We start from the raw sequence: 23,094 nt of genomic DNA, 5'->3' as shown, positions 1-23,094 counted from the left end.
TTGCCAGGAGATCGCCGAAACATGATGGTTTTTCCATCCAGACGTCCCGGCCGCGACCGCGCCGGGATGACATCCACCGAACCGCTGCGCCTGGTACGCCAGGAGCAGCTGGATCGCCTTGGCAGCGAGACCTTCGACATCCTCATCGTCGGCGGCGGCGTGACCGGCGCCTATGCCGCGCTGGATGCCAGCCTGCGCGGCTATCGCGTCGCCTTATTTCGCCTCCGGCACGTCGTCCAAGTCCTCCAAGATGGTGCATGGCGGCTTGCGCTACATCGAGCAGGGCAACCTCGGGCTGGTGCGTCATTCCCTGCTGGAGCGCCAGCGCCTGCGCAGGAACGCAAGGCACCTGGTGCAGCGCCTGCCGTTCCTGTTTCCCGTGATGGAGAAGGACGGCGTGTTCGACAAGCGCCTGTCCAAGGCATTCGAGAGCCTGCTCTGGACCTACGACCTGGCGGGCGGCTGGCGCGAGGGCATCCTGCATCAAAAGCTCACCAAGGCCGAGGTGCTGTCGCATTGCCCGACCTTCAACGAGGAGAACCTGCTCGGCGGCTTCATGTACTTCGACGCGCGCGTGGACGATGCCCGGCTCACGCTGAACATCGCCCGCACCGCGGCCTTTCACGGTGCGGCGGTGGTCAACCACGCCAAGGTGGTGGAGATCACCCGCAACGGTCACGGCAAGGTCGACGGCGCCATCATTCATGCCGGGGATCGGGAGATCCGCGCCAAGGCCGGCGTCGTCGTCATGGCCACTGGCGTGTGGCTGCGTGACTGGACCGGCCGCAAGAAGGGCGAGGAAAAGACGCTGCACATCCGCCCGGCCAAGGGCGTGCACGTGGCCATTCCCTGGCTCAAGGTCCGCAACGACTGCACCGTGACCATTCCCGTGCCGGGGCGCAACCGCCGCGCCACCATCACGCGCTGGGGCAACGTTTCCTACCTGGGCACCACGGACGAAGACTACGAGGGCGATCTCGACAACGTCTGCTGTACCCGCGAGGAACTCGACTTCCTGCTGGACGGCGCGCGCTGGGCGCTGAAGACGGACCTGAAGGCCGAAGACGTGCTGGGCAGCATCGCGGGCTGCCGCCCGCTGGTGGCGCCGCCGGGGGGCAAGACGCTGGAGATCAAGCGCAACCATGAGATCCATACCGCGGCGGACGGCCTCGTCACCATCGTCGGGGGCAAGCTGACCACCTCCCGGCACATGGCCGAGCAGACCATTGACGCGGCGCAGAAGGTGATTGGCCAGCGCAACAAATGCCAGACCAAATCCGCGTACCTGCTGGGTGCCGCGGGATATGACGCGCAGGCCATCGTGGCATCCGGCGGCTTGTCCGCCCACCTGGGCGAGCGTTATGGCACGGAAGCCCGCTTCGTCAGCGACATCCTGCAGGCCGATTCGCGCCTGCAGGCACCGATCGTCGACGGGCTTCCCTATACCGAAGCCGAGATCGTCTATGCCGCGCGCCACGAACTGGCGGGCTGCGTGGACGACGTGCTCTCGCGCCGCATCCGCGCCCGCCTGATGGCGCGCGATGCCTCGGCGCGCGCCGCGTCCCGCGTGGGCGCAATCCTGCAGGCCGAGCTCGGCCTGTCCGAATCCGTGGTGGCGCAACAGGTCGATGACTACCTGGCTGCCGTCGCACATGAAAAATCCGTTCTACTGGGAGAGACACAATGATCAGCAAGGAAGCCATCAAGCGCGGCTACAACCGTGGCAACTACGTCGTCGGCGCGCACACGCCGCCGGCCTATGCGGCCACCCTCAAGGACACCTCCAGCACGCCCGGCCTGCAGCGCGATGCTGTCGCCGTGGACGCCGCGCACATCGATGCGCTGCGCGGCGTGGCCGATGAGGTGCTGACGGATACCGGCAGCGTGGTGGCCTGGACGCGCGACTGGTGGGCCGGCTCCATGATGACCGAGACCGCGGGCCGGCCGGCCACGCCGCAGGCCGTCATCGTGCGCGTGTCCACGATCGGGCAGATCCAGGCCGTCATGCGGATCGCGCACGCGGCGGCGATCCCGGTGACGGTGTCGGCGGGCCGCAGCAATGTCACCGGCGCGGCGCTGCCGGTGCGCGGCGGCATCGTGCTGGACGTGTGCGAGCTGAACAAGGTGCTGGGCTTCGACAGGGAAAGCCAGATCGTCGAGGTGGAAGCCGGCCTGTTCGGCGACGTGTTCGAGCAGACCATCCAGAGGGACTACGGCATGACGATGGGCCACTGGCCGTCATCGTTCGCCATCAGCACCGTGGGCGGCTGGGTGGCGTGCCGCGGCGCCGGCCAGCTCTCCACGCGCTACGGCAAGATCGAGGACATGGTCTTCGGCATGGATGTGGTGCTGGCCGATGGCACGCTGATCAGCGTGGGCGGCTACTCGCGCGCGGCGCTCGGCTCGGACCTGCAGCAGTTGTTCATCGGCTCGGAAGGCACGCTCGGCGTGATCGTGCGCGTGCGCCTCAAGCTGCATCGGCTGCCGGACTACGGCCGCGCCATCGCCTATGGCTTCAAGACCTTCGCCGTTGGCCTGGAAGCTTGCCGCGAGATCATGCAGCGCGGCGCCAATCCCGCGGCCCTGCGCCTGTATGACAAGCTCGAGAGCCGCGTGCAGTTCAACCTGCCCGACACCAACGTGCTGCTGATCGCCGACGAAGGCGCGCGCGAGATGGTCGACGCCGTGATGGCCATCAGCGAAGGCGTGTGCAAGGCGCTCGGCGAGGCGCTGGACAGCGAAGCGATCTTCGAGCGCTGGCTGGATACGCGCTACCTGACCGGCAAGAGCGCGGAAGGCTTCAAGCGCGGCCCCGGCTTTGTCGCCGACACGCTGGAGATGTCCGGCCCCTGGAGCGACCTGCCCGCGATCTACACGGATGTGGTCAACGCCATCAACGCCGTGCCGGGCACGCTCGCCGGCTCGGCCCACCAGTCGCATGCCTATGTGGATGGCGCCTGCCTGTACTTCTCGCTGCGCGGCGAGGTCGATGTGGAGAACCGGGCCAGGTGGTATCGCCAGGCCTGGGACGCTGCCAACGCGGTATTGATCAAATACAATGCGGCGTTGAGCCACCATCACGGCATCGGGCTGTTGCGCGCGCCGTATATGCGTGAATCGCTGGGCAGCGCGTTTCCGGTACTGATGGCGGTCAAGAAAGCACTGGATCCCAAGAACATCCTCAACCCCGGAAAGCTCGGCCTCACTGACGAGCTGCCCCACGACCCGGATCGGTAAGCACCATGGACAAGTCACTCGGGGCACGCCTGGCGCGACACCCGGTCATCGCGACGCTCTTTGGCGTCGAGCAGGCCGATATCCTGATCGAGAGCCATGCCGAGGTCTGCATCGTCGCCAACGTTGAGCTACGCAAGTTGCAGCCCGTCGTGGCCACGCTGACCAAGGCTGGCAAGTACGTCATCGTCAATATCGACAGCTGCGAAGGGCTGTCGCAGGACAAGGGCGGCGTCGAATATCTCGCCGACATCGGGGTGACCAGTCTCGTCTCGACCCGGGTGGCCACCATCCAGCGCGCCAATCGGGCCGGGCTGATCACGATGCAGAAGGTGTTCGTGACCGACCGTTCGACCTGGCCGCGCAGCGTCAAGGCGCTGGAGCAAAGCGATCCCAACCTGGTGCAGCTGATGCCAGCGCCCATGCTCGCGCATCTTTCCACCCAGGACCGCAAGGCGCTGCCGCCCATCGTGACCTCGGGGTTCGTGTGCAACAAGGACGATATCCGCAGCGCGATCCGGGAAGGCGCCGTGGCGGTGTCCACCAGCGATAGCAAGCTGTGGAACCTGGAGGCGGCCGTGCTGAAGTCCTGAAGTTATGAGGTCCTGAGCGAGCGCAAGCACGGCTACGCATGCTTGCGCTCGCCGGGCGCCGCTCAGGCCCTGGCGCCGTCGGTGAACGGGTCAACCTGGCGTGCGCCTTCGCCGAACGAGTCGAACTTGCCGGTGCGGCCGCCGTCGGTGTAGGGGTCGGCTTTTTCGGCCCGGAAGTTGCAGCCGCAACGGTCACTGTAGACGGTGCGGTCCTGTGGGCTGGCGGCCTGGGCGGCGCTGGCGAGCAAGGCCGCTGCAAGCGCGGCGGCGACGAGGGCGGCAATGGCAGATTTGCTGTGCATGGTGTGCTCCTTGAAAGCAGGGTTCGGCATCTTTTCGTGCCGTTGGATCTCGTGACGTAGATGGGGAAGGGGATGGGGAAGGGTCAGAGAGGAACGACCTTCGGCTCGCCGGAGTCGGGGCCCATCATCGGCCCGCGATAGATCGGAGAGCCGCACGGGAACGATTTCAGGATCGCAGGCATTTCCGGTATTTCCGGCATTCCGGACAGCTTCGGAAACTCGCCATAGCCGGGCTCCCTGCGCATGATCATGGGCATGGGGTAGACGCCGGTGCCGCCGGTCACGGCAATCCGGGCGGCCTGCTCAAGCTCGCTGGGGCGAGGCAGGTTTCCGATGGATAGGGTGGACATGGTCTTCTCCTGACGGGGTTGTGGTGAAGGGGGAGCGCCGGGATCGACGCTCCCCCTTCACCACGCACACGCCATGCCATGGCCCGGCGCCGCGCGGTGTGCGCGGGCGGGCATAAATCCGGCGGAAAACGATGGTGCTGCGCCAACACGCCGGGCAAGCGTCGGTGGCACGCAGACACCTGTGCAGGACCATATGGGAAGGGATAGCCACGCACAGGCGCAGCGTTTGCGGCCTTGCGGCTACATCCCCCTGAACGCGTCCGCATAGAGCCGGCTGACCGCCAGCTTTTCCGGCCGTTCGCGCAGGGTCAGGGTGAGCTTGCCGCTGTCATCGCGCAGCGCGCTGGCGATGGCCGTGCAGCGCACGATGGTGCTGCGGTGGACCTGCCAGAAGCATGCCGGATCCAGCCGCATCTGCAGCTCCCGCAGCGACATGCGAATCAGGTGCTCGCGCTGCGCGGTGACCACCCGCACATACTTGTCCGCGGCCTCGAAATACAGCACCTCGGCAATCGGCACCATCGTCACGGTATTGCCGGCGCTCGCCTGGATCACCTGCAGCGGGCTGGCCGCCGGCGCGGCCAGCGGCGTGGGCATGCCGACGCCAAGCAGCGCGCGCAATTGGTCCATGGTGGCGTCCAGGGACGGCGAGGCGGACGGCGGGGCCGCACGCTGTTGCAACGTGGCTTGCAGGCGCGCGCAGGTTTTTGCCAGGCGGTCGGCCTGCACGGGCTTGAGCACGTAGTCGACGGCCGCATGCTCGAAGGCGTGCAAGGCGTATTTGTCGTAAGCCGTCACGAAGACGATCAGCGGGAACGGCTTGGCCGAGTCGGGCCAATCCTCGGCCAGGGTCTGCGCCGCCTCCAGTCCGCTCATGCCCGGCATGCGAATATCCAGGAACAGCAGGTCCGGCTGCAGGGCGAGCGCCTGCGCTACGGCGGCGCCGCCGTCGCCGACGGTCGCGACGATGTCCAGCTCCGGCCACAAGCGGGCCAGCTCCGCCGTGAGGTCCGCGGCCAGCAGCGCTTCATCTTCGGCGATCAGGGCAGTAGTTTGCATGGCAGCAGTATCGGGCTGGGTGGGCGGGCAGGGTGCGCGGCAGTCAATCAGGATAGGGGAAGGCGCACGACGGCCAGCGTGCCGCCGTCGTTGTCGCCGGCGGCCAGCAGCTGGAAGCTCGCCGCTTTGCCATAGAGTTGGGCGAGCCGCTCGCGCACCTGCGCCGTGCCAAAGCAATCCGAGCCGGGCGGCAGCTCGCTCAAGCCCACCCCGGTGTCGCGCACGCCGAGCACCAGCGTGCCGCCTTCGCGGCGCGCCGTCACCTTGATCCAGCCACCCGCGACGATGGGCTCCAGCCCGTGCTTGATGGCGTTCTCCACCAAGGGTTGCAGCAGCAGCGGGGGCACTGGCAGGTTGGCCAGGCCGGCCGGCAGGTCGAGCTCGATCTGCAGCCGCGCGCCCATGCGCACCTGCATCAACGCCAGGTAATCCGCGATGCGATCGAACTCGCATGACAGCGGATGCGGGCCGGAGCGCGAGGCCTGCAGCGTGGCGCGCAGGAACGAGATCACCTGGTTCAGCATCACCTGCGCGCGCTGGGGATCCTGCCCGATCATCACGCGCAGGTTGCCCAGCGTATTGAACAGCATGTGCGGCTCCAGCTGCGACTCCAGCAAGCGCAGCTGATTCTCCGCGGCGCTGCGCATGGCCGCCTGCGCGCGCGCCTCCGCGGCCGCGATGCGGCCGCGCACATAGTGGAAGTAGGAGATGCCCAGCGAGAGCACCAGCACCACCGTCATGCTCAGCAGCAAGCCGCGCGGATTGCCCATCAATTCCGACAGCGTGCCATGGCCGCCGGTCAGCACATCGCCAATCGCATGCCCGCCAAAATAGCCCGCCACACCCGACACCACGATCCACGCAGACATCCACTTCCAGTCCGGCCAGCGCCGCGGCGTAGCGGGCGCGCCGGGAGCCGCACCTGCCGACGTATCGGGCAGCCCGCGCAACAGGCCATAGCGGCCCACCTCCACCAGGACCTGGATCGTCATCGTGATGCAGAGGGAATAGGCCAGGCTCCTGCCGAATGGCTCGCGCAACATGATGGCGAAGAAGCTGGCGACGCCGAATGCCACCGGCACGCCGATCCGTAGTTCGCGCCACAGCCAGGCCAGTTCTCTAGCGGGATAACGCATGATGCGCTGGGGCTGGAGATCAGCCACCGGCAATCACTCGCGGCAGGTCGGCCTGCGGATGCCGCGCGCGCAGCTCCGCCGTGGTACTCCCTGCGCCATGCGGGGTCCAGCCCGGCGGCATGAACAGGTATCCAAGGAACGCGCGCAAGCTGCGTGCCCCGGCCAGGTCGCGCGCCAGGTGGAGCCACTGCGTGAACTCGATCCGCAACGGATTCGCGCTCTCGATCGGATGCACAAGCCCATACCGGCAGGGCAGGTCATCGCGCTCCTTCACGTAGGTGCCAAACAGGCGATCGAACACCACCAGCACACCGCCATAGTCGACAACACCGCAACCACGATCCGTGGCGCAAAGCCAATCCACGCCAGCGGCACAAAGAACAGCGCCGTGCCGGTCAGCTTGCCGAGAACCCCGATGCGAAACGCAGCCGACAGGTTCAGCTGGCTCGGCGAGTGGTGCACCGCATGGTTGCTCCAGAACCACCGCACCCTGTGCGCCGCGCGGTGATACCAGTAGTAGCAGAATTCCTGGCCGATAAAGAGCAGCGGCAACGCGATCCAGCCAACGGGATGGATCGTCATCAAGCGGTGCTCGAAGGCGAGGCGCACCAGCGGCGCCGCGATCGACAGCGGCAAGGCGATCCCCACCGCAATGCGCGCCACCAGATCCAGCGCCGACACCCCGAAGGCCCGCCAGTCGTAGCGCTGGCGGCGCGACAGGATGATGGCCTCGATCAAGGCGAACGCCAGTACCGACGGGACCGCGATAAACAGCTGAAACTTCTCAAGTGAGTTCATGACTGCAGGCCTGGGTGGGATTCGGGGCAGCGGTTGCCAGCTGCCATGGCTTGCATGCCGTCAGCGGCGGTCCAAGTGATTAGCCCGGCACGCTGCCGGGCAGCGCCTGCCTGGTCAGGCTCCAGGTGACCAGGCTGCGTGAAAGAAAGATACCGCTAACGGCACCGTAGATAAAGCCGATCGGCATCGCGACGCTGCCATGCCACAGTACGCCGGGGCTCACGGCCAGGGCAACGCTCACGGCAAAGCGGGTGACAAACAGGCAGAGGATCAACGCCAGCGGCACCCAGCTGCCGGGCACCATCAGGCTGCGATCTGCCTCCAGCCAGCGAATGCCCTGCCACGCGCCAATGGCGTTGGCTAGCGCCAGTGCGACAGCCACGCCGATTCCCCATCCAAGCAGCGCGAGCGGCTGCGGCGAGAAGACCGAGACGACGCCGCCCAGCGAGACCACCGCCATGGCGATGGGCACGCCCGTGGCACGTGCCGGAGCCATCCGCCTGGGGACGGTTTGCGCAAGGCCCAGAGCGATCAGCCCCGCGAGCAAGGTCCAGACCCAGAGGGGCGTGTGGTGGAGGATTCCGGTGAGCATGGGGGGCTTCCAGTTTTGTCAGGGCAAACGCGATGGTGCCTATGTTCGGCGTACGCCCGCGCGCTGTGCAGGTCACTGCGATGAAACGCCGGATGGTGTCGCGAAGTGCAGGCGGTGCGGGGCGAGTCACCATCGCGTGATTGCTTGTTGGTCTCGCGCACGCGCAGTTCTATTTATTTGAGGGAGCCCCGGTTTATCCTGCCTCAACACGGTTGCGCCCTTCAGCCTTGGCGCGATACAGCGCCGAATCGGCCCGCGCCAGCAGTTCGTCAAGGGTCGCTTCTCCGGCCTCGATGCTGGCCAACCCCAGGCTTGCCGTGCAGGCGGGCTGCCCCGCGATGGCCGATTGCTGCTCCACTGCCTGCCGCACGTCCTCGGCCATGGCAAGCGCAGCCTCCATGCCGGTACGCGGCAGCAACACGACAAACTCTTCGCCGCCAAAACGGCCGAGATAGTCCGTGTGGCGTAGTGCCCGGCCTACGATTTGTGCGAAACGCGCCAGCACGCGGTCACCCACCATGTGTCCGTGCTGGTCGTTGATGCGCTTGAAGTGGTCGATATCCATCAGCAGCAACGACAGTGGCTGGCCGCCGCCGCGCCGGTTCTTCAGTTCACTACTACCCGCGTGCAGCACTGCCCGGCGGCTCAGTACTCCCGTCAGGTCATCGCGTTGCGCCAGGTACTCGAACTGCGCGCGTAACCGCTCGCTCACGGTCAAAAGCAGTCCAAGGCAGACGAACAGCGACGCGAGACAAAACGCGGCAATGTACGTGGTCTGAATCGCCGAAGGGGAAAACCGCGAAGTATCGACGGCATCCTGGAACACCGTCGTCGCGGCCCGCATCAGCAGGGCCAGCCCCTGGAAAGCAAGGACAACGGCCATGAAGCGCGGCGCGAAACCCCGGCCCTGCTGCCAGGTCAGTCGCGCATGGGTCAGGCATATCGCCGCTAGCACCGAGGTAAGCAGCAGTACGCGGATCCGGTAGTCGGGATGGACCAGCAGGAACCAGGTGATGCCAGCCAGGCAGGCAATGCCCAGGGCGAGCCAGGATTTCCAGGTGCAGGGCACCCCGTAGAAGCGCTGGCTGCCGAAGTAGAACAGTGCGCAGCCCGACAGCAGCAGCGCGTTGCCGCCAAGTGCGACGAGCACGGCCGGCCACTGCCCGTCCATCGCATAGAAGGCGGTGGAAAGCGCGCAAAGCAGCGGTGCCAGCGCCCAGGGTAGCAACCCTTTGATGGAGGCAGGATAGGCGCGGCGAAAGGTCAGCAGGACGATGCCCAGGGCGATATTGATCAACCCCGTCATCGCCGACAGGGAGCGCAGGTCCAGGTTCAGCATGGATCAGCCGTGGAGATACAGGATTGACCGTAGTCATTGACCGGTCGGGATACTGCAGGAAATGCGCTCATGTGAGTGTGCTCGTTCGGGCTGGGTTTGCACCCTGCACATCTAGCCATGGCACATGGAGATCGGCAATCCCCCCGCAGGGGCGGTGCACTAGGGAAACTACGGACGCAGGACCTTCCCGCGCCAGGCAGGGAAAAGCATACGCGATCTGGTTCGTAACCAATACGTCGGGCAGCGCTCGGCGAACAAAGACCGCGATGCAATGTGCGAACAGGGAATACCCGTATTGGAAGAATCATCCATCCGATCATAATCCTGATAATTATGATCATAAATAGGCTGCAAGCGATGTCCAAGGATCCCAAGCCACAAATCTCGGGCACCAAGCGCGTGAAGCGCTCCGACCAGGTGGTCATCGACATCAAGCGCTGGATCGTGCAGACCCAGCAGAAGGTAGGGAACAAGCTGCCGCAGGAGGCGGCCCTTATCGAACAGATGGGCGTGGCGCGCGGGACCGTGCGCGAGGCGCTGTCCGCCTTGCAGGTGCAGGGGCTGGTCACCGTCAGCACCGGGCCCAACGGCGGCGCCACGCTGGCGCAGCCCTCGTATGATCGTTGCCTGGAGGCCGTCTCCAACTTCCTGTACTTCCAGCCGGTCGATATCGCCACGCTGTACGCCTTGCGTCGCGCGGTGGAGCCCGAGCTGGCTGCCAACGTGGCACTGCGCCTGACCGACGCTGACCTGGCCGAGCTCGATGCGCTGATCGGCCTGAGCCATCCGGCCCTTGGCGGCAGCGCGGACTGGAACGAGCGGCGCGAAGCTGACCTGCTGTTTCACGACCAGCTGACCGATGCTTGCAGCAGCCCCATGCTGGCGTTGTTCTGCCGCCTGCTCAACGACATCATTCGCCGCGTGATCGTCGTGCGCAATGCGCAGGACAGCTTCGGGCGTTTCGACGACGAAATCATCCACAGCCACACTGGCCTGATGGACGCCTTTCGCGCGCGCGATGCCGACCGTGCGCGCGCGCTCATGCAGGAGCATATGGAGCACGCCGAAGCCCTGGCCCTTGAGGCCGAATCACGCGTCGACCGGGGAAGCCTGCTGATGAGCCCTAGCGACTAAGCCACCGCCGCGCGGGTCCGCCCGCCGGCATCCACCATCCGCCTCGCCGTACTCCCGCTTTGCACCGGGGGCGGGGCCGTTTTTGCCCTGAAATCCTGGAGTCTCAACGTGAATACCCCCGAAACGCTGTGGCGCTGGAGTGCCGTCGACATTGCCGCCGCCGTGCGCCGCCGCGACATTTCCTGCCGCGAGGCCACCGCCAGCGCGCTCGCACGCATCGAACAGCTCAACCCGCGCATCAACGCGCTGGCAGAAGTGCTGGCCGGGCAAGCGCTGGCGAGTGCCGATGCGGCTGACCGGCTGGTCGCGAGCGGCGCGCAGCTTGGCCCGCTTCACGGTGTGCCGGTCACGATCAAGATCAATGTGGATCAGGCCGGACACGCCACCACCAACGGCGTGATTCCGCTCAAAGACAACATCGCGCGCGAAGACGCGCCGGTGGTGGCGCACTGGCGCAATGCCGGCGCCATCATTGTCGGACGCAGCAACACGGCCACCTACTCGTCGCGCTGGTTCACGGACAACGGCCTGCACGGCCGCACGCTCAACCCCTGGGATCCGGATATCACCCCCGGCGGCTCCAGTGGCGGCGCCGCTGCCGCGGTGGCTTGCGGCATGGGGGCGCTTGCCCATGGCAACGACATCGGCGGCTCCATCCGCTATCCGGCCTACGCTTGTGGCGTGCCCGGCTTGCGGCCAACCGTGGGCCGCGTGCCCGCGTACAACCCCAGCGCCAGCGCCGAGCGCGGCATCACGCCCCAACTGATGTCGGTGCAGGGTGCCATGGCCCGCAGCATGGCCGACCTGCGGCTCGGCTATCACGCCATGGCGCGCTACGACGCGCGCGACCCAGCGTGGGTGCCGGCGCCGTTGGCGCTGCCGCCACCAGCGGGCCCGATCCGCGTGGCGCTCTTCAAGCATTGCCCGGGTATTCCCGTCGATGCGGCGGTGAGCCACGCACTGGACAGCGCCGCCCAATGGTTGCAGCAAGCCGGCTACGCGGTGGAAGAAGCCGCCTTGCCCGATTTCCTCGAAGCCGCCGCGCTATGGCGCACGCTGATCACCGACGACAGCCGCCGCAACATCATCGCCGGCGTGGAACAACACGGCGACGAAGCCATGCGGCGCAGCCAGCGCAACATGATCGAGGGCATGGCAGAAACGAGCCGCGACGGCTTTCTCGATGCATTGGCGCGGCGCCAGGCGCTGGCGCGCAACTGGTCGGTCTTTCTGCACCACTATCCGCTGGTGCTGATGCCGGTGTCCTGGCAGCGCCCCTGCGCGCAAGACGCGGACGCCGGCACGCTGGAGCAAACGCATGCGCTGCTCGACGCCCAGAGCCCGCTGCTTGCCACAGCCATGCTCGGCATGCCGGGGCTCTCGGTACCCACGGGCATGGCCGGCGCAATTCCCGTTGGCGTGCAGTTGATGGCCTGGCGCTTCAGGGAAGACCTGCTGCTCCAAGCCGGCCAGCACATCGAAGACGCAGCGCACTTCACCCCATTCACCGCCCGGTAATCCCCCGCAAACAAACCAGGAGCATCCTATGAACGACCATAACCCTAACGCCGCCGTGCGGCTCTCGCGCCGGGCCATGCTGGCTGGTACCGCAGCCGTCCTGTGTAGCGGTACCTTGATTTCGCGCGCAGCATGGGGCCAGTCCGTCTCCCGCATCATCGTGCCGTTCCCGGCGGGCGGGCCAGCCGATTTCATGGGACGCTTGCTGGCGGAGAAACTCAAGGACGTGATGGGCCGCACCGTCATCGTCGACAACCGTCCTGGCGCCGGCACCCGCGTGGCGGCCGAAGTACTGAAGAACGCGCCCGCCGACGGCAACTCGGTACTGCTGGCGCCGGTGGATCCGATGTTCATCGGGCCGCTGATCTACAACAACATGCGCTTTAACGCCGCCACCGATTTCAAGGCGGTCACCGACGTGGCTGGCGTTCAGTTCGGGCTGGCGGTCAATGCCAGTTCGCCGATCAAGACACTGGCCGAATTCGTGCAGGCGGCCAAGGCCCGTCCCGCCGAGCATTCCATCGGGATCAGCACCGTTGGCACGCTGCTGCATTTTCTCGCGGTGGAATTCGTTGGCCAGTCCCACACGGGCAGCACGCTGGTGCCCTATCGCGGCGGCGGGGCCCTTGTCACCGACCTGATGGGCAACCAGATCTCCGCCGGCATGGACGCGACCACCACCTTCATGGAGTACCACCGCGCCGGCAAGCTCCGCGTGCTGGCGGTGGCCGGCGACAAGCGCGCCGATGCGCTGCCCAATGTGCCCACGTTCGCGGAATCCGGATTTCCAAACCTGGTGACCTCGTCCCGCTACCTGCTGTACGTGCGCACGGGCACCTCGCCCGACGTGGCCGCGCAGTGGGGCGATGCTGTGCGCAAGATCCTTGCCATGCCGGACGTTCGCGAGAAGCTGGGGCGCACGGGATATGACCTGCTGTCGGGTAGTGCGCCGGATGAGGTCGCCAGGTATTCGAACGCGCTTGCCGCGCGCTGGACGCCGGTGATCAAGGCATCGGGGTTCAAGGGAGATTGAGGGGGGCGCGCGGATTCCCGGCGCGCGCATGTTGGTCTGTCGTCTCCCGCGATATCGCCTATAACAGTACCCTGGTACATCGGGCATACCAAGGCAAGGGAGGCATTCCATGGGCAAGCGCATCACCATCGACGTGGCCGGCGGCAGCTTCGCTGCCTATCTGGCCACGCCATCGGCCAACGCACGCGGCACCGCCATCGTCGTGATCCAGGAGATATTCGGCATCAACGCGGACATGCGGCAGACATGCGACGACTTCGCCAGCCAGGGCTTCGTCGCGATCTGCCCCGACCTCTACTGGCGGCAAGAACCCAATGTGGAGCTGACCGACAAGACCGAGGTCGAATGGAAAAAGGCGCTGGCGCTCTATAGCGCGTTCGACGTCGACAAGGGCGTGGCAGATCTCGATGCCACCATTCAGACCGCACGCAAACAGCAGGGCGTGACCGGCGGAGTAGGCACGGTCGGCTACTGCCTGGGCGGCCTGCTGGCGTTCCTGACCGCGACGCGCACCAACGCCGATGCCGCTGTGTCTTACTACGGCGTCGGCATCGACAAGCACCTGGCGGAAGCGAGCAAGCAGACAGCGCCCCTGCTGATGCACATCGCCGAAGACGATGAATTCGTGCCGCCGGAAGCGCGCGCCACCATCATCGAGGCCATGCGCGGCCGCCCCAAGGTGGAAATCCACACCTACCCCGGCTGCATGCACGCCTTCGCGCGCAACGATGGCGTGCATTACAACGCCGATGCAGCCAAGGCCGCCAACGCGCGCACGCTAGCCTTTTTCCAGGCCATGCAGTAACTACGATTGCATCAAGGCGTTCTCGGAAATGGACTTTACGGAAGATCGCGTGGACGTGGGCGCGGCGATTGCCAAGTGCCCACGTCCATGGCCAGCGTGGCCGCGCCTGGCCACACACCCGCCCAGAGACAACAACTCATGGGCTGAACACCGCGACGCACTCCACCTCCACCCTGCCGCCAAGCGCCAATCCGTTCGCGCCAAGCGCGCTGCGCGCCGGGTAAGGCGCCTGGAAGAAGTCCTTGTACACCTCGTTGAATGCCTGCCATTCGCTGATGTCGGCCAGGAAGATGGTGCATTTGGCCACATGCCTTAGCGACAGGCCATGTGCTTCCAGCGTGATACGCATGTTCATCAGCGTCTGCCGGGCTTCTTCGCGGATGCCGCCTGGCACCAGGCGGGTGGTGCCGGGGACGATCCCCATTTGCCCGGAGAGATAGAACAGGTCTCCAATGCGCACCGCTTCGGAGAAGGGCAACCCTGCGGGGAGCACCTTGCCGGAGTTCAGGAATTCCATATTGCACCCTGTCTGTGAGAGCTTGGCATGCCGCATTGCCATCCGCCGGCCACTGCGTAGCCAGGTGGCGGCGATGCGGTCTTCCAGTCTAGGACATGGGTGTTCAAGACCCCAAACGCAGGTTGCTGGAAATCTCGCTTGCGGGGGCTGTCCGCAGCCCTTGGCGGTCCCCTCGATCGGGTGCCTCGGGCGGTTCGAACTGGCATGGATTGACGGCCCTGACGCTATGCCGCATAGGCCGGACGACTACGCCGCCGCAAACCGATCCGTGGCGGCAATCAGCTGATCCATGATGCCCGGCTCGGTCCAGGCATGGCCGGCCCCTTCGATCAGATGCAGATCCGAATCCGGCCACGCCTGATGCAGCGCATAGGCGTAACGCGCCGGGCAGGGCATGTCGTAGCGGCCGTGCACGATCACGCCGGGGATGCCGGCAAGGCGGTGCGCGTCGCGCAGCAACTGGCCGTCTTCCAGCCAGGCGAGGTGCGTGAAGTAGTGGTTCTCCAGCCGCGCGAACGCCAGCGCGAAATGGCCGTCGTCATGCTTGGCGCTGTTGGCCGCGTCCGGCAGCAAGGTGATGGTCTCCCCCTCCCACACGCTCCACGCGCGCGCCGCCTCCAGCTGCTTTGCCGTATCGGTGCCGGTCAGCACCTTGCGGTAGGCGGCCATCATGTTGCCGCGCTCGGCTTGCGGTATGGGTGCCTGGAAGCGGGCCCATTTCTCGGGGAACACCTCGGATACGCCGTACTGGTAGTACCAGTTCAGTTCCGCCTGCGACGCGGTATAGACCCCGCGTAGCACCAGTTCGCTGGTTCGCTCGGGGTGTTTCTGCGCATAGGCAAGCGCAAGCGTGGAGCCCCAGGAGCCGCCGAAGACCAGCCAGCGCTCCACCTTGGCGAGCTTGCGCAGGCGCTCGATATCGTCCACCAGGTGCCACGTGGTATTGGCCTCTAGCCCCGCGTGGGGCGTGGAGCGGCCGCAGCCGCGCTGGTCGAACAGCATGACGTCGTAGCGCGCCGGATCGAACAGGCGGCGGTGATCGGCCGATATGCCGCCGCCGGGACCCCCATGCAGGAACACTGCCGGCTTGGCGCCGGGTGTGCCAACGCGTTCGTAGTAGACCACGTGGCCGTCGCCGACATCCAGCGTGCCGGTTTCGTAAGGGTCGATGGCGGGGTAGAGCGAGCGAGGTTGCGGCATGGATCGGGTTTCCAGGATGCTTGGCGTAGTGCAAGAGTGTATCGCCGTTGCTCGCGTCATCCTACCCAGGGTGCCGAAGCGCAATCAGATCGGTGGGGCTTGCCAGGCCGCTGACATGCCTGCCTGGCAAGCCCCCTGACGCGCTAGGCGTTCCAGGTGTCGTCACTCAGGAAGTCGTCATTGCCCGACCCGTCATCCAGGAGGCCGTTATCCAATGCCGCGTCCGGCGAGCCCAGGGGAGAGGGCTCGTCCTTGCCGTAGTAGTTGTTGACGACCGTCTCCGTCGGTAGCGCACCCGCGGCTGGCTGTCCCAGGAAGCCGCTTGCGCCATTGCCGCTGCCATTGCGATGGAACATGCTCTCGATGCCTTGGAACAGGAATGCGCCTCCGGCAACGCCGGCCGCAGTCGTGGCGATGCCACCCAGCGTGCTGCCCAGGCCGCCGCTCAAGAAGCCGGGCCGGGCCGGCTGCGCTGGCGCGGCCTGGACTGCTTGGACTGGCTGCGGCATGGTGACTGGCGCGTTCATCGGCTGCGCCATGACGGGGCTGGGCGCCATGCGGTTGGCACTGTTTCCCCAGGCGTTTTCCGGGTCGAGGAAGCGATTGGCGCCGTTGGCCTGCGCCGTCTGCAACTGGCTCTGCAGTGTGGCAACCTGCGCCTTTGTTGCCGCCAGCGCATGGTCAAGCATCATGGCGCGCTGGACCAGCAGGTAGGCGGCATCCGGCTGCCTGGCGAGCGCATCGGCGATGGCGGCCTCGGCCTGGGGGTCTTTGGCGCCGGCCCTGGCCTGTGTGAGCTGGGTCAGGAAGCCTTCCAGTGCTTGCATCTCTTGGGGGGTCATGGCAGCTCCTATCCGGGTTGTCTTGTGTGATGGCAGTGATCACATTGATCACATCGAGCACAGTGATCGCAGTCTACGGGCCGAGTCTTAAGCGAGACTTAAAGAAACGCGCCCGGGTGTGATTGCCCGGCATCGCGCCGATTCGCGCCTGGCGGGCTCGCCTTCGTCAAATATTCCAAGAGCAGTGTCGATTTCCGGTAGCCTGATTCGTCGTAGTATCAGAGCCGCGTGCCTAGCCTGATCCGGCGTCGGGGCGTGCGGCTTGCAACATCCACTCAAGGAGAGAAGACGATGCGTGTCATGGTGATGATTAAGGCTACGAACGAGTCGGAAGCCGGCAAGATGCCCAGCACGGAGCTGCTTACCGCTATGGGCAACTTCAATGAGGAACTCGTCAAGGCAGGCGTGATGCTCGCGGGCGAGGGCTTGCACCCGAGTGCCAAAGGCAAGCGGGTGCAATTTTCTGGCAGCCGGCGGTCCGTGGTCGACGGACCGTTCGCGGAGACCAAGGAGGTGGTCGCCGGGTTCTGGCTGTGGCAAGTCAAGTCCATGGAAGAAGCCGTCGAATGGGTCAAGCGCTGCCCCAACCCCATGGAAGGCGACTCCGAGATCGAGATTCGCCCGCTGTTCGAGCTCGACGATTTCGGTGCCGAACTCACGCCTGAGCTGCGGGCCCAGGAAGAGCGCCTGTGGGCCGAGGCACAAGCCACCGCGAAGAGGAGCCAAGGCTGAGCCAAGGCCAGGTCAAGGCAGTATTGAGGCATGCGCACCAAGGCGCTCTGGCGGCGCCTTTCTGCTCTAAACTCGACTTTTTCCACCTCACCACCAGGGAATCGGATGCCAGAACAGCAACGCACATGGGCCCGCCATGTCTCGGCGGGCGCGATCGTGTTCGCAACGCTCATGGCGGGATGCGCCGCCCAGCCCCCCGCCAGTGCGGTGCCCAACCCGGGCCCGCAGGGCGGCCGCGGCACGCCGCAGGGTTGCCAGGCGGACAAGCTTGGCGACGAAGCCCTGATCGGCAAAACCGAGGCCAATGCCGTCGCCTTGCTCAACGGCTGCGCCTGGCGATTCGGTGACCGGGAAGGCCAGCAGATGCCCGGCACCATGGACTACAACCCGCAGCGCCGCACGCTGGACGTCAAGGACGGCAAGGTGACCGCGGTACGCCGGGGGTGAGGCCGTACCAAGGCCTGGATCACGTCGTGCTTCGCGTCTCGGACGCGGAGCCATTCAGCTCACGCGGATACCGGCTTGCCCGACAATTTCCGCGGCTTGTGCCACGGAGATGATGGCGCCCTTGAATGATGCCGCGGCGGTTATGAGGTTGAGTCCGCCAAGTTCGGCCAGGCGGAGGTCCGCGCCATCGAAGCGGGCTTGCTTCAGGTTGGCGCCATGCAGGCTGCCGCCGTCGAACAGGGCGTCCCGGAAATCGCAGCCGGCGAGGTCGGCATCGGACAGGTCGAGCTGCTCAAGGCGCTGCTTGCGGAACGACAGGCCACGCAGGTCGCAGCCGACCAGCAGGGTGTTGTGGAACACCAGGCCCAGGGTGGCGGCTTCGCGGAACCGCGCGCCGGTCAGCTTGGTTTCCGTGAAGATGGCGCTGGCCAGCCGCGAGCGGTCCCATTGCGTGTTGTTCAGGTCGCTGCTGCAGAAGCGCGCTTCCGTGGCATCGGCCAGCGTGAAGTCGGCCCCGGCGGCCTTGCTGCGCATCCACTTCGACTCGACGAGCTTCGCCCTTTTTAGCTGCGCACCGGCAAATGTGCACATCAGGAATTCCACGGACGAAAAATCCAGCCCGCTCAGGTCTTGGTCGTCAAAGGCGCATTGCTCGAACCGGAGTTGAGCGGGACGTTGCGCAAGAATCTCGATGATGGCGTCACGCGAGAGCGTGGTGTTGCTGATGGTGCAGGGAGTGGGGGCGGGCATGGAGTTCGCTGTAGGAGCGTCGGCAACGCTCCGGGTCTGTTCGGTCTGTTGGTTCGCTTGGATTGTTCGGTCGGTCAAGTCTGTTCAGGCGGTGGCCCTGTCGCACATGTCCAGCAACAAGGCCAGCAGGCGCGCCTTGCGTGTCCCGTCCACATGGTAGACCTCGAACATTTCCGCAAACCACATGCCGTCTCCGGCCAGCCGGCAGAGAAGGAGCTGGTCTTCGGCAGCGGTGCCGGGGAGGTCATGCGAGAGGGCATCCGTCATGCGTTCGCTCCATGTCTGGCGGCACGAGGGGAGCGTCAAGGCCAGCATGGCGATAGCACGCTGCGTTCCGATCGCGTTGTTGGAAGCCGTCTCGTCGAAACACGTCTTGATGTAGGCGCGGGCATGCTTGCCGGGACGATCGTCTTCGGCGGACAGCGCGCGTTGGTAGTCCTTGTCGAACTCCTCGAAGAGCTGGTCTCTCAGCGCTTCGAGCAGGGCATTTTTGCTGCGGTAGTGATACTGCAACCCGCCTTTGGTCACGCCGGCGCGTTGTGCCACCTGGTCGAGCGTCACCGACTCAGGGCCTTGGGAGACCAGCAGGTCCCGCATCACGGACAGGCACTGGGCTCGGATCAGGTCGGGGTTCTTGGGGCGCTTGCTTGCTGTGGACATGATCAATCCAGCCGGATGGATTGATTATTCTAGCATTGCCACGGCGATCGGCCAGAAAATGCGGTCTGAGACGGATCCAAAGGGCTTGCCGGCGTATCCGCAGCTACGCCTTCACCTTCGCCGCCGCCTGCGCAATCCGGTCCCGTACCACGCCAATCGCCTGCTTGAGCGCGTAGACATCCTCAAAATAGCGATCCGGAATCCGTATCCGGCTGGCATGCGCATCGATGTTCTCGATCTCATCGCGCCATTGCGCAATCTGGCTGGGCGTTGGCTGCGCGTTCGTCCATATTTCATCTTCCAGCGCCTTGATCTCCCGATACCAGACCACGAGCCGGTTTTTTATCCGTGCCCGCGCCATGCGCGGCAGTGCCTGCAACAAGCCCAACAGCAAGGCCATGAAGGGGAGCAGGATCAGCAGGCGCCTTTCGATAAAGCTGGCCAGCCAGAACGGAAGGTAGCGCTGCAGGAAGGGACGGCCTGATTTGAAGTAGCGCGTGCTTTCGTCCGAAACGGGAAATTCGCTGGTATTCAGATTGGGAAACGTGCCGAGCGGCGTGAAGTAATCATCGCCGCCGTGGACGGATCTGGCTGCTTCCAGTAGCAGGTAGACCAGTGCAGGGTGCAGGGTGTCCTTGGATACGAGCAGGGCCGTGGCGGCCAGCAGCGTGACATCGGCTTGCGGAAGATCGTTGACGATGCTGGTGGAGGCGCGCGGAAAAACAATCTTGGACAGAGATGGGAATTTCTGCACGAGGGCATCGGCCTGGGTAAAGCCCGCTTCGTATTCGCTGTCCGGATCCTTCAGCCGCTCATAGTTCTCGACCGACCCGGAAGAGCTGCGGATATCCAGCGCGATGCCATCGCGCTTCAGGATAGGGGCGTAGCGCTCGGCAAAGCCGAGATAGATACCCTTGTCCGCCCCGGTTGTGATGACGATCGTGCGCTGGATAGCGGGCTTGAGCACGATTGTCAGCGCCCAGCCTAGCGCGGCCAGCAGCAGTAGCGCGCCAACGATAAGAAGCCGCCGCTGCCGCGGCGTCATGGGGGCCCTCTGGCTACGATGCAGCGCTGGGTTGTGCCTGGGCATTGTTCGGTCTCTGGTCGGCTAGCTTGCCAGCGACCAGCTTAGCTCAATTGACAGGTTGAGGTTCTGGAAACGTCCAGGCGCCGCTCAGGATCTCGGCGCGAGGGCGGTACAGCCGCACGGTGTAGTTCCAGCCCGGGACGATCGGCAGGCTGTTGGCTGCCTGCGCCTCGCAGCCGCCGAACTGCACCGTGATCGCCCCATCGCCGCCCGTCTTCGCCGTGAGATTGTTGAGCGTGTAGGTGCGCCACCGGAGGGCGTGGCGGCCGGCTGCGAATGGGCGGCGCCCGCCATGGACAGGGCGGCGGCGCAAATGCAAGCGGCGGTCAGTCTCATCTTCACGTTCGATCCTTCTTTGTCTGTTGGCATCGCGTCTTGGCGACCGGGATTCCTGCAGACACCACTTTCGCCGCAGAGCCGGAGAAAGTGAATTAGAAAGATTGTTCCGGTGAAATAAACCGTTTGAATTGCCGTGAGTAGCCAAAGCGAACCTTGCCCGCAAGCCCCGGGCAAGGTCAGCCGCCCACTGCCATCAAGCCGCTAAGCGTTGACGATCATCTCAAAGCCGCCAAAGATCATCCGCTTGCCGTCGAACGGCATCGGCCCCTGGCTGTGCAGGCGCGGGTCTTCCATCGCGGCCTTCATGCCTTCGTCCCGGGCCTTGCGCGATGGCCAGGTGATCCAGGAGAACACCACGGTTTCGTCCTTCTCCAGCTTGACGGCCATTGGGAACGAGGTGAGCTTGCCCTCGGGCACGTCGTCGCCCCAGCACTCGACCAGCCCAAGCGCGCCGTGATCCTTGAACACCACTGCGGCGGCCTCGGCGTGCGCGCGGTAGATGTCGCGCTTGGCGGTTGGCACGGCGACAACAAATCCATCGATGTAATGCATGTCCGATCTCCTTTGGGATTGCCTGCGAAGCGGCGAGCCTGACGCGCGCCGTCATGGGGACGACGAACGGGAGCCGCCGAAATCGACACGGTATGGGAGGCATGCTAGAAAAAAATACGCGAAACCGGAAGGGGGGCGGTCGGCACCGGCCAGCCGTGGCACTCGATGTGGCCAATGAGTGCCATCCTTTGTTGCTTGCATATTTCCCCGAACGGGATGGACACGAGCGGGAGCCGCAACGGGCAGGGTTCGGGGAGCCTTGTACTTTTCTTCCAATTCCTTGCGGCCAGCACTTGCAAATTTCGTTACGTTGGGTAGAATTCGCCACCTCACCTAGCCCAGGTGGCGAAATTGGTAGACGCACTAGGTTCAGGTCCTAGCGGTGGCAACACTGTGGAGGTTCGAGTCCTCTCCTGGGCACCAAGATTGAAAGCAAAAGGCCTGCATCCGTGCAGGCCTTTTGTTTTTGTGGCCCCACCGCGTTCTGGCCTCACCGCGATATGCCACCACTGCGTTATGCGACCACGGCGTTGTGCTTCGCGCGGCGCGAGCAACGTCATCCGAATTCACTTGATGTAACATCACCCGACTCATCTAGCCAAGGAACGGGAATGTCAAAAGGTCGGGTACGCGTGTTGCTGGTTGTCGCGATGGCTGTGCAATTGCTGTCGGCCTGTTCGGGCGGCGTTACCGCAAATTCCATTCAGGCGATGGATCCCAAGCGCGTGGAATCCAAGGCCAGCGTAGGCGACCTGGTGCTGTGCCTGAAGCAGCGGCTAGGTGACGACGCCACCGTGATCGCGTACCCGGAACCGGGCAAGGTCGATATCCGGGTCGGGCGTGCCGACGCGGATGAATACAAGTTCTTCCACCTGATCAGCTTGCGCCGCGCTACCGAAGGCACCGATGTCGAGATCCGCAGCTCCGGGGAATGGCACCCCGTGATGAGCGCCAGCCGCATCGCCGGCATGGTGGAGAACTGCACGCCGGGAAGAGCGCACTAAGCTGGGCGCCGCATCCCTGCCGCTACGCCGCTACGCCGCTATGCCGTGATGCCGTTACGGCTCCATCGTGCGCAGAATGTGTTCCTGCAGTTGCGATAGTTCAAGCGCGATGCCGCCGGGAAACCCCTGCCGCCCGCCGCGCTTGTCGATCAGCAAGTCGGCCAGGAAGTCTGAAAGCGCGGCTGGGTTGGCCCAGAGCGCAGCCAGCTGGTTGCCGATGCGCGGATAGGTACGGCACAGCTCCAGGGGGCGCGCCTGTGGCGGCAGCATGGCCAGCCATTTGAGCGCGGCGGCCGAGAGCGATTCGGCTTGCGCGGATACCGGTTGCCGCATGCCGGCCCAGTCAGGCTTGCCTTCCGTGGGCACGGCGCCATCCAGGATCAGCCTCGCTTCCTCGACGGTGACAAACTCGAATGAGAGGGGTTCCATGCCAACTCCGGATCAGATCTGTGGGGGCGCCATGTGGCACCTGCACCTATTCTATCGGTTACGGCGCGTTTGAAATTTTCTGAAGCGCTCGCTACGGGTACGTATGCAGGTAGGCCAGCAGGTCCGCGATCTGCCGCTCGTTGCTGATCCCCCAGAAGCGCATCTTGGTGCCGGGCACAACCTTGCCGGGCGACGCGATAAACGCGCTCAAGGTTTTCTCAGACCACACGACGCCCGACTTTTTTATCTCGGGGGAGTACTTGTAGTCGGTCGTTGCGCCGGCGACCCTGCCGAAGATCCCATTGAGCTGGGGACCAAACGCGGCGCGTGCCGAGGGGCCCACGCTGTGACAGGACGCACACTTCGAGGTGAATACCGCCTTGCCGGCCTGCGCGTCGCCGGCAGCCTGCGCGGCCGGGTGCATGGCCAGCGCCAGGGTCAACAATACGGATTTCTTCATGGGCGGATGCGGAGCAGGGAAGCAGCCCGGCATTATATTCGCCGAGGCCAGCGCGTAGAGCCGAGCTCCGCCCCAGCGCAGTACCGAGCCCAGATGCGGGCGTTCCTGAGATCGGCTATTCATGAGCACAGTTCATAGAGGCTTGCGGCTTCCTGGGCTTTTTCCATAGACGGTGCCTGCCT

The 23,094-nt window shown here is 65.2% G+C and carries 27 protein-coding genes, 1 tRNA gene and 1 pseudogene; 11 read left to right on the top strand and 18 right to left on the bottom strand.

From position 1 onward, the window contains the following. Window positions 1-21 precede the first annotated feature (21 nt). The 3 genes and pseudogenes from OR16_RS11875 (at window position 22) to OR16_RS11865 (ending at window position 3,827) form a co-directional block, all read left to right on the top strand. Window positions 22-1,687: pseudogene (locus OR16_RS11875) on the top strand (FAD-dependent oxidoreductase). Beyond that, window positions 1,684-3,237: an FAD-binding oxidoreductase gene (locus OR16_RS11870; RefSeq protein WP_006158207.1), complete on the top strand. Its 1,554-nt coding sequence runs from the start codon at window positions 1,684-1,686 to the stop codon at window positions 3,235-3,237. The pseudogene OR16_RS11875 and the gene OR16_RS11870 overlap by 4 nt, the downstream one beginning before the upstream one ends. Window positions 3,238-3,242: 5 nt before the next feature. Next, window positions 3,243-3,827: a glycerol-3-phosphate responsive antiterminator gene (locus OR16_RS11865; protein ID WP_006158206.1), complete on the top strand. Its 585-nt coding sequence runs from the start codon at window positions 3,243-3,245 to the stop codon at window positions 3,825-3,827. A gap of 62 nt (window positions 3,828-3,889) precedes the next feature. On the opposite strand, the gene OR16_RS11860 is transcribed toward OR16_RS11865, so the two are convergent. From OR16_RS11860 to OR16_RS11830, 8 genes are all read right to left on the bottom strand, one after another. Beyond that, window positions 3,890-4,129 carry a hypothetical protein gene (locus OR16_RS11860; RefSeq protein WP_141639864.1) on the bottom strand — a complete coding sequence of 80 codons (240 nt, stop codon included), beginning with the start codon at window positions 4,127-4,129 and terminating at the stop codon, window positions 3,890-3,892. 83 nt (window positions 4,130-4,212) lie between these two features. Next, window positions 4,213-4,479 carry a hypothetical protein gene (locus tag OR16_RS11855; protein WP_006158204.1) on the bottom strand — a complete coding sequence of 89 codons (267 nt, stop codon included), beginning with the start codon at window positions 4,477-4,479 and terminating at the stop codon, window positions 4,213-4,215. Window positions 4,480-4,719: 240 nt separating this feature from the next. Beyond that, on the bottom strand, window positions 4,720-5,538 hold the full coding sequence (locus OR16_RS11850) for a LytR/AlgR family response regulator transcription factor (RefSeq protein WP_006158203.1): 819 nt from the start codon (window positions 5,536-5,538) through the stop codon (window positions 4,720-4,722). A gap of 47 nt (window positions 5,539-5,585) precedes the next feature. Continuing rightward, window positions 5,586-6,701 carry a sensor histidine kinase gene (locus tag OR16_RS11845; RefSeq protein WP_237717031.1) on the bottom strand — a complete coding sequence of 372 codons (1,116 nt, stop codon included), beginning with the start codon at window positions 6,699-6,701 and terminating at the stop codon, window positions 5,586-5,588. Continuing rightward, window positions 6,694-6,978 (bottom strand): hypothetical protein, encoded by a 285-nt coding sequence (locus OR16_RS47670; protein WP_337459828.1) that lies wholly within the window; start codon window positions 6,976-6,978, stop codon window positions 6,694-6,696. The genes OR16_RS11845 and OR16_RS47670 overlap by 8 nt, the downstream gene beginning before the upstream one ends. Next, complete coding sequence (locus OR16_RS11840) at window positions 6,945-7,472, bottom strand: sterol desaturase family protein (RefSeq protein WP_006158200.1); 528 nt, start codon at window positions 7,470-7,472, stop codon at window positions 6,945-6,947. The genes OR16_RS47670 and OR16_RS11840 overlap by 34 nt, the downstream gene beginning before the upstream one ends. Before the next feature lie 79 nt (window positions 7,473-7,551). Further along, entirely contained in the window at window positions 7,552-8,064 is a 513-nt protein-coding gene (locus tag OR16_RS11835) for a DUF6622 family protein (protein WP_006158199.1), read from the bottom strand. Window positions 8,065-8,257: 193 nt separating this feature from the next. Then, entirely contained in the window at window positions 8,258-9,403 is a 1,146-nt protein-coding gene (locus OR16_RS11830) for a GGDEF domain-containing protein (protein ID WP_006158198.1), read from the bottom strand. 357 nt (window positions 9,404-9,760) lie between these two features. On the opposite strand from OR16_RS11830, the gene OR16_RS11825 reads away from it, so the two are divergent. From OR16_RS11825 to OR16_RS11810, 4 genes are all read left to right on the top strand, one after another. Then, entirely contained in the window at window positions 9,761-10,537 is a 777-nt protein-coding gene (locus OR16_RS11825) for a FadR/GntR family transcriptional regulator (RefSeq protein WP_006158197.1), read from the top strand. 108 nt (window positions 10,538-10,645) lie between these two features. Next, window positions 10,646-12,055: an amidase family protein gene (locus OR16_RS11820; protein ID WP_006158196.1), complete on the top strand. Its 1,410-nt coding sequence runs from the start codon at window positions 10,646-10,648 to the stop codon at window positions 12,053-12,055. 28 nt (window positions 12,056-12,083) lie between these two features. After that, window positions 12,084-13,088, top strand: coding sequence for a Bug family tripartite tricarboxylate transporter substrate binding protein (locus tag OR16_RS11815; protein WP_006158195.1), 1,005 nt, complete (start codon window positions 12,084-12,086; stop codon window positions 13,086-13,088). Between the two features lie 109 nt (window positions 13,089-13,197). Further along, entirely contained in the window at window positions 13,198-13,893 is a 696-nt protein-coding gene (locus tag OR16_RS11810) for a dienelactone hydrolase family protein (RefSeq protein WP_006158194.1), read from the top strand. 136 nt (window positions 13,894-14,029) lie between these two features. Here the strand turns inward: OR16_RS11810 and OR16_RS11805 are convergent, their stop codons facing one another. The 3 genes from OR16_RS11805 to OR16_RS11795 all read right to left on the bottom strand — a co-directional run bounded on the left by OR16_RS11805 (window position 14,030) and on the right by OR16_RS11795 (window position 16,452). Continuing rightward, complete coding sequence (locus OR16_RS11805; RefSeq protein WP_006158193.1) at window positions 14,030-14,410, bottom strand: RidA family protein; 381 nt, start codon at window positions 14,408-14,410, stop codon at window positions 14,030-14,032. A gap of 246 nt (window positions 14,411-14,656) precedes the next feature. Beyond that, window positions 14,657-15,610: a prolyl aminopeptidase gene (pip, locus tag OR16_RS11800; protein WP_006158192.1), complete on the bottom strand. Its 954-nt coding sequence runs from the start codon at window positions 15,608-15,610 to the stop codon at window positions 14,657-14,659. Between the two features lie 143 nt (window positions 15,611-15,753). Further along, window positions 15,754-16,452, bottom strand: a complete 699-nt coding sequence (locus OR16_RS11795) for a DUF2076 domain-containing protein (protein WP_043419392.1) — start codon at window positions 16,450-16,452, stop codon at window positions 15,754-15,756. Between the two features lie 291 nt (window positions 16,453-16,743). Here OR16_RS11795 and OR16_RS11790 point away from each other — a divergent pair, with 291 nt between their 5' ends. Together OR16_RS11790 and OR16_RS11785 are read left to right on the top strand one after the other, a co-directional pair. After that, on the top strand, window positions 16,744-17,184 hold the full coding sequence (locus OR16_RS11790; RefSeq protein ID WP_006158190.1) for a YciI family protein: 441 nt from the start codon (window positions 16,744-16,746) through the stop codon (window positions 17,182-17,184). A gap of 105 nt (window positions 17,185-17,289) precedes the next feature. Continuing rightward, window positions 17,290-17,631 (top strand): hypothetical protein, encoded by a 342-nt coding sequence (locus OR16_RS11785; protein ID WP_006158189.1) that lies wholly within the window; start codon window positions 17,290-17,292, stop codon window positions 17,629-17,631. A 54-nt stretch (window positions 17,632-17,685) separates the two neighbouring features. On the opposite strand, the gene OR16_RS11780 is transcribed toward OR16_RS11785, so the two are convergent. The 5 genes from OR16_RS11780 to OR16_RS11760 all read right to left on the bottom strand — a co-directional run bounded on the left by OR16_RS11780 (window position 17,686) and on the right by OR16_RS11760 (window position 21,019). After that, a complete protein-coding gene (locus OR16_RS11780; protein ID WP_006158188.1) occupies window positions 17,686-18,381 on the bottom strand; it encodes a pentapeptide repeat-containing protein in 696 nt (231 codons plus the stop codon). Between the two features lie 84 nt (window positions 18,382-18,465). Further along, window positions 18,466-19,041, bottom strand: a complete 576-nt coding sequence (locus OR16_RS11775; RefSeq protein WP_043419417.1) for a TetR/AcrR family transcriptional regulator — start codon at window positions 19,039-19,041, stop codon at window positions 18,466-18,468. A 103-nt stretch (window positions 19,042-19,144) separates the two neighbouring features. Further along, a complete protein-coding gene (locus OR16_RS11770) occupies window positions 19,145-20,086 on the bottom strand; it encodes a hypothetical protein (protein WP_006158186.1) in 942 nt (313 codons plus the stop codon). A gap of 88 nt (window positions 20,087-20,174) precedes the next feature. Beyond that, a complete protein-coding gene (locus tag OR16_RS11765; protein ID WP_006158185.1) occupies window positions 20,175-20,447 on the bottom strand; it encodes a hypothetical protein in 273 nt (90 codons plus the stop codon). A gap of 221 nt (window positions 20,448-20,668) precedes the next feature. After that, window positions 20,669-21,019 carry a DUF1428 domain-containing protein gene (locus OR16_RS11760; protein WP_006158184.1) on the bottom strand — a complete coding sequence of 117 codons (351 nt, stop codon included), beginning with the start codon at window positions 21,017-21,019 and terminating at the stop codon, window positions 20,669-20,671. Window positions 21,020-21,355: 336 nt separating this feature from the next. Here OR16_RS11760 and OR16_RS11755 point away from each other — a divergent pair. Beyond that, window positions 21,356-21,442: transfer RNA gene (locus tag OR16_RS11755), tRNA-Leu, on the top strand. A gap of 188 nt (window positions 21,443-21,630) precedes the next feature. Then, a complete protein-coding gene (locus OR16_RS11750; protein ID WP_043419388.1) occupies window positions 21,631-22,023 on the top strand; it encodes a hypothetical protein in 393 nt (130 codons plus the stop codon). 54 nt (window positions 22,024-22,077) lie between these two features. Here OR16_RS11750 and OR16_RS11745 read toward each other — a convergent pair whose 3' ends face one another. Beyond that, on the bottom strand, window positions 22,078-22,452 hold the full coding sequence (locus OR16_RS11745; RefSeq protein WP_006158182.1) for a hypothetical protein: 375 nt from the start codon (window positions 22,450-22,452) through the stop codon (window positions 22,078-22,080). A 91-nt stretch (window positions 22,453-22,543) separates the two neighbouring features. Continuing rightward, entirely contained in the window at window positions 22,544-22,912 is a 369-nt protein-coding gene (locus tag OR16_RS11740) for a c-type cytochrome (protein ID WP_006158181.1), read from the bottom strand. Window positions 22,913-23,094: the final 182 nt, after the last annotated feature.

Source organism: Cupriavidus basilensis OR16, from assembly GCF_000243095.1.
GTDB classification, from domain to species: Bacteria; Pseudomonadota; Gammaproteobacteria; order Burkholderiales; family Burkholderiaceae; genus Cupriavidus; species Cupriavidus basilensis_D.
Note: the sequence above shows the minus strand (reverse complement) of the source record. Positions and strands in the feature narration are given on the sequence as shown.

Bases quoted from the DNA above. Each gene is read 5' to 3' on its own strand.
- OR16_RS11870 (WP_006158207.1), top strand. From the start codon at position 1,684: ATGATCAGCAAGGAAGCCATCAAGCGCGGCTACAACCGTGGCAACTAC.
- OR16_RS11865 (WP_006158206.1), top strand. From the start codon at position 3,243: ATGGACAAGTCACTCGGGGCACGCCTGGCGCGACACCCGGTCATCGCG.
- OR16_RS11860 (WP_141639864.1), bottom strand. From the start codon at position 4,129: ATGCACAGCAAATCTGCCATTGCCGCCCTCGTCGCCGCCGCGCTTGCA.
- OR16_RS11855 (WP_006158204.1), bottom strand. From the start codon at position 4,479: ATGTCCACCCTATCCATCGGAAACCTGCCTCGCCCCAGCGAGCTTGAG.
- OR16_RS11850 (WP_006158203.1), bottom strand. From the start codon at position 5,538: ATGCAAACTACTGCCCTGATCGCCGAAGATGAAGCGCTGCTGGCCGCG.
- OR16_RS11840 (WP_006158200.1), bottom strand. From the start codon at position 7,472: ATGAACTCACTTGAGAAGTTTCAGCTGTTTATCGCGGTCCCGTCGGTA.
- OR16_RS11835 (WP_006158199.1), bottom strand. From the start codon at position 8,064: ATGCTCACCGGAATCCTCCACCACACGCCCCTCTGGGTCTGGACCTTG.
- OR16_RS11830 (WP_006158198.1), bottom strand. From the start codon at position 9,403: ATGCTGAACCTGGACCTGCGCTCCCTGTCGGCGATGACGGGGTTGATC.
- OR16_RS11825 (WP_006158197.1), top strand. From the start codon at position 9,761: ATGTCCAAGGATCCCAAGCCACAAATCTCGGGCACCAAGCGCGTGAAG.
- OR16_RS11815 (WP_006158195.1), top strand. From the start codon at position 12,084: ATGAACGACCATAACCCTAACGCCGCCGTGCGGCTCTCGCGCCGGGCC.
- OR16_RS11810 (WP_006158194.1), top strand. From the start codon at position 13,198: ATGGGCAAGCGCATCACCATCGACGTGGCCGGCGGCAGCTTCGCTGCC.
- OR16_RS11805 (WP_006158193.1), bottom strand. From the start codon at position 14,410: ATGGAATTCCTGAACTCCGGCAAGGTGCTCCCCGCAGGGTTGCCCTTC.
- pip (WP_006158192.1), bottom strand. From the start codon at position 15,610: ATGCCGCAACCTCGCTCGCTCTACCCCGCCATCGACCCTTACGAAACC.
- OR16_RS11795 (WP_043419392.1), bottom strand. From the start codon at position 16,452: ATGACCCCCCAAGAGATGCAAGCACTGGAAGGCTTCCTGACCCAGCTC.
- OR16_RS11790 (WP_006158190.1), top strand. From the start codon at position 16,744: ATGCGTGTCATGGTGATGATTAAGGCTACGAACGAGTCGGAAGCCGGC.
- OR16_RS11785 (WP_006158189.1), top strand. From the start codon at position 17,290: ATGCCAGAACAGCAACGCACATGGGCCCGCCATGTCTCGGCGGGCGCG.
- OR16_RS11780 (WP_006158188.1), bottom strand. From the start codon at position 18,381: ATGCCCGCCCCCACTCCCTGCACCATCAGCAACACCACGCTCTCGCGT.
- OR16_RS11775 (WP_043419417.1), bottom strand. From the start codon at position 19,041: ATGTCCACAGCAAGCAAGCGCCCCAAGAACCCCGACCTGATCCGAGCC.
- OR16_RS11770 (WP_006158186.1), bottom strand. From the start codon at position 20,086: ATGACGCCGCGGCAGCGGCGGCTTCTTATCGTTGGCGCGCTACTGCTG.
- OR16_RS11760 (WP_006158184.1), bottom strand. From the start codon at position 21,019: ATGCATTACATCGATGGATTTGTTGTCGCCGTGCCAACCGCCAAGCGC.
- OR16_RS11750 (WP_043419388.1), top strand. From the start codon at position 21,631: ATGTCAAAAGGTCGGGTACGCGTGTTGCTGGTTGTCGCGATGGCTGTG.
- OR16_RS11745 (WP_006158182.1), bottom strand. From the start codon at position 22,452: ATGGAACCCCTCTCATTCGAGTTTGTCACCGTCGAGGAAGCGAGGCTG.
- OR16_RS11740 (WP_006158181.1), bottom strand. From the start codon at position 22,912: ATGAAGAAATCCGTATTGTTGACCCTGGCGCTGGCCATGCACCCGGCC.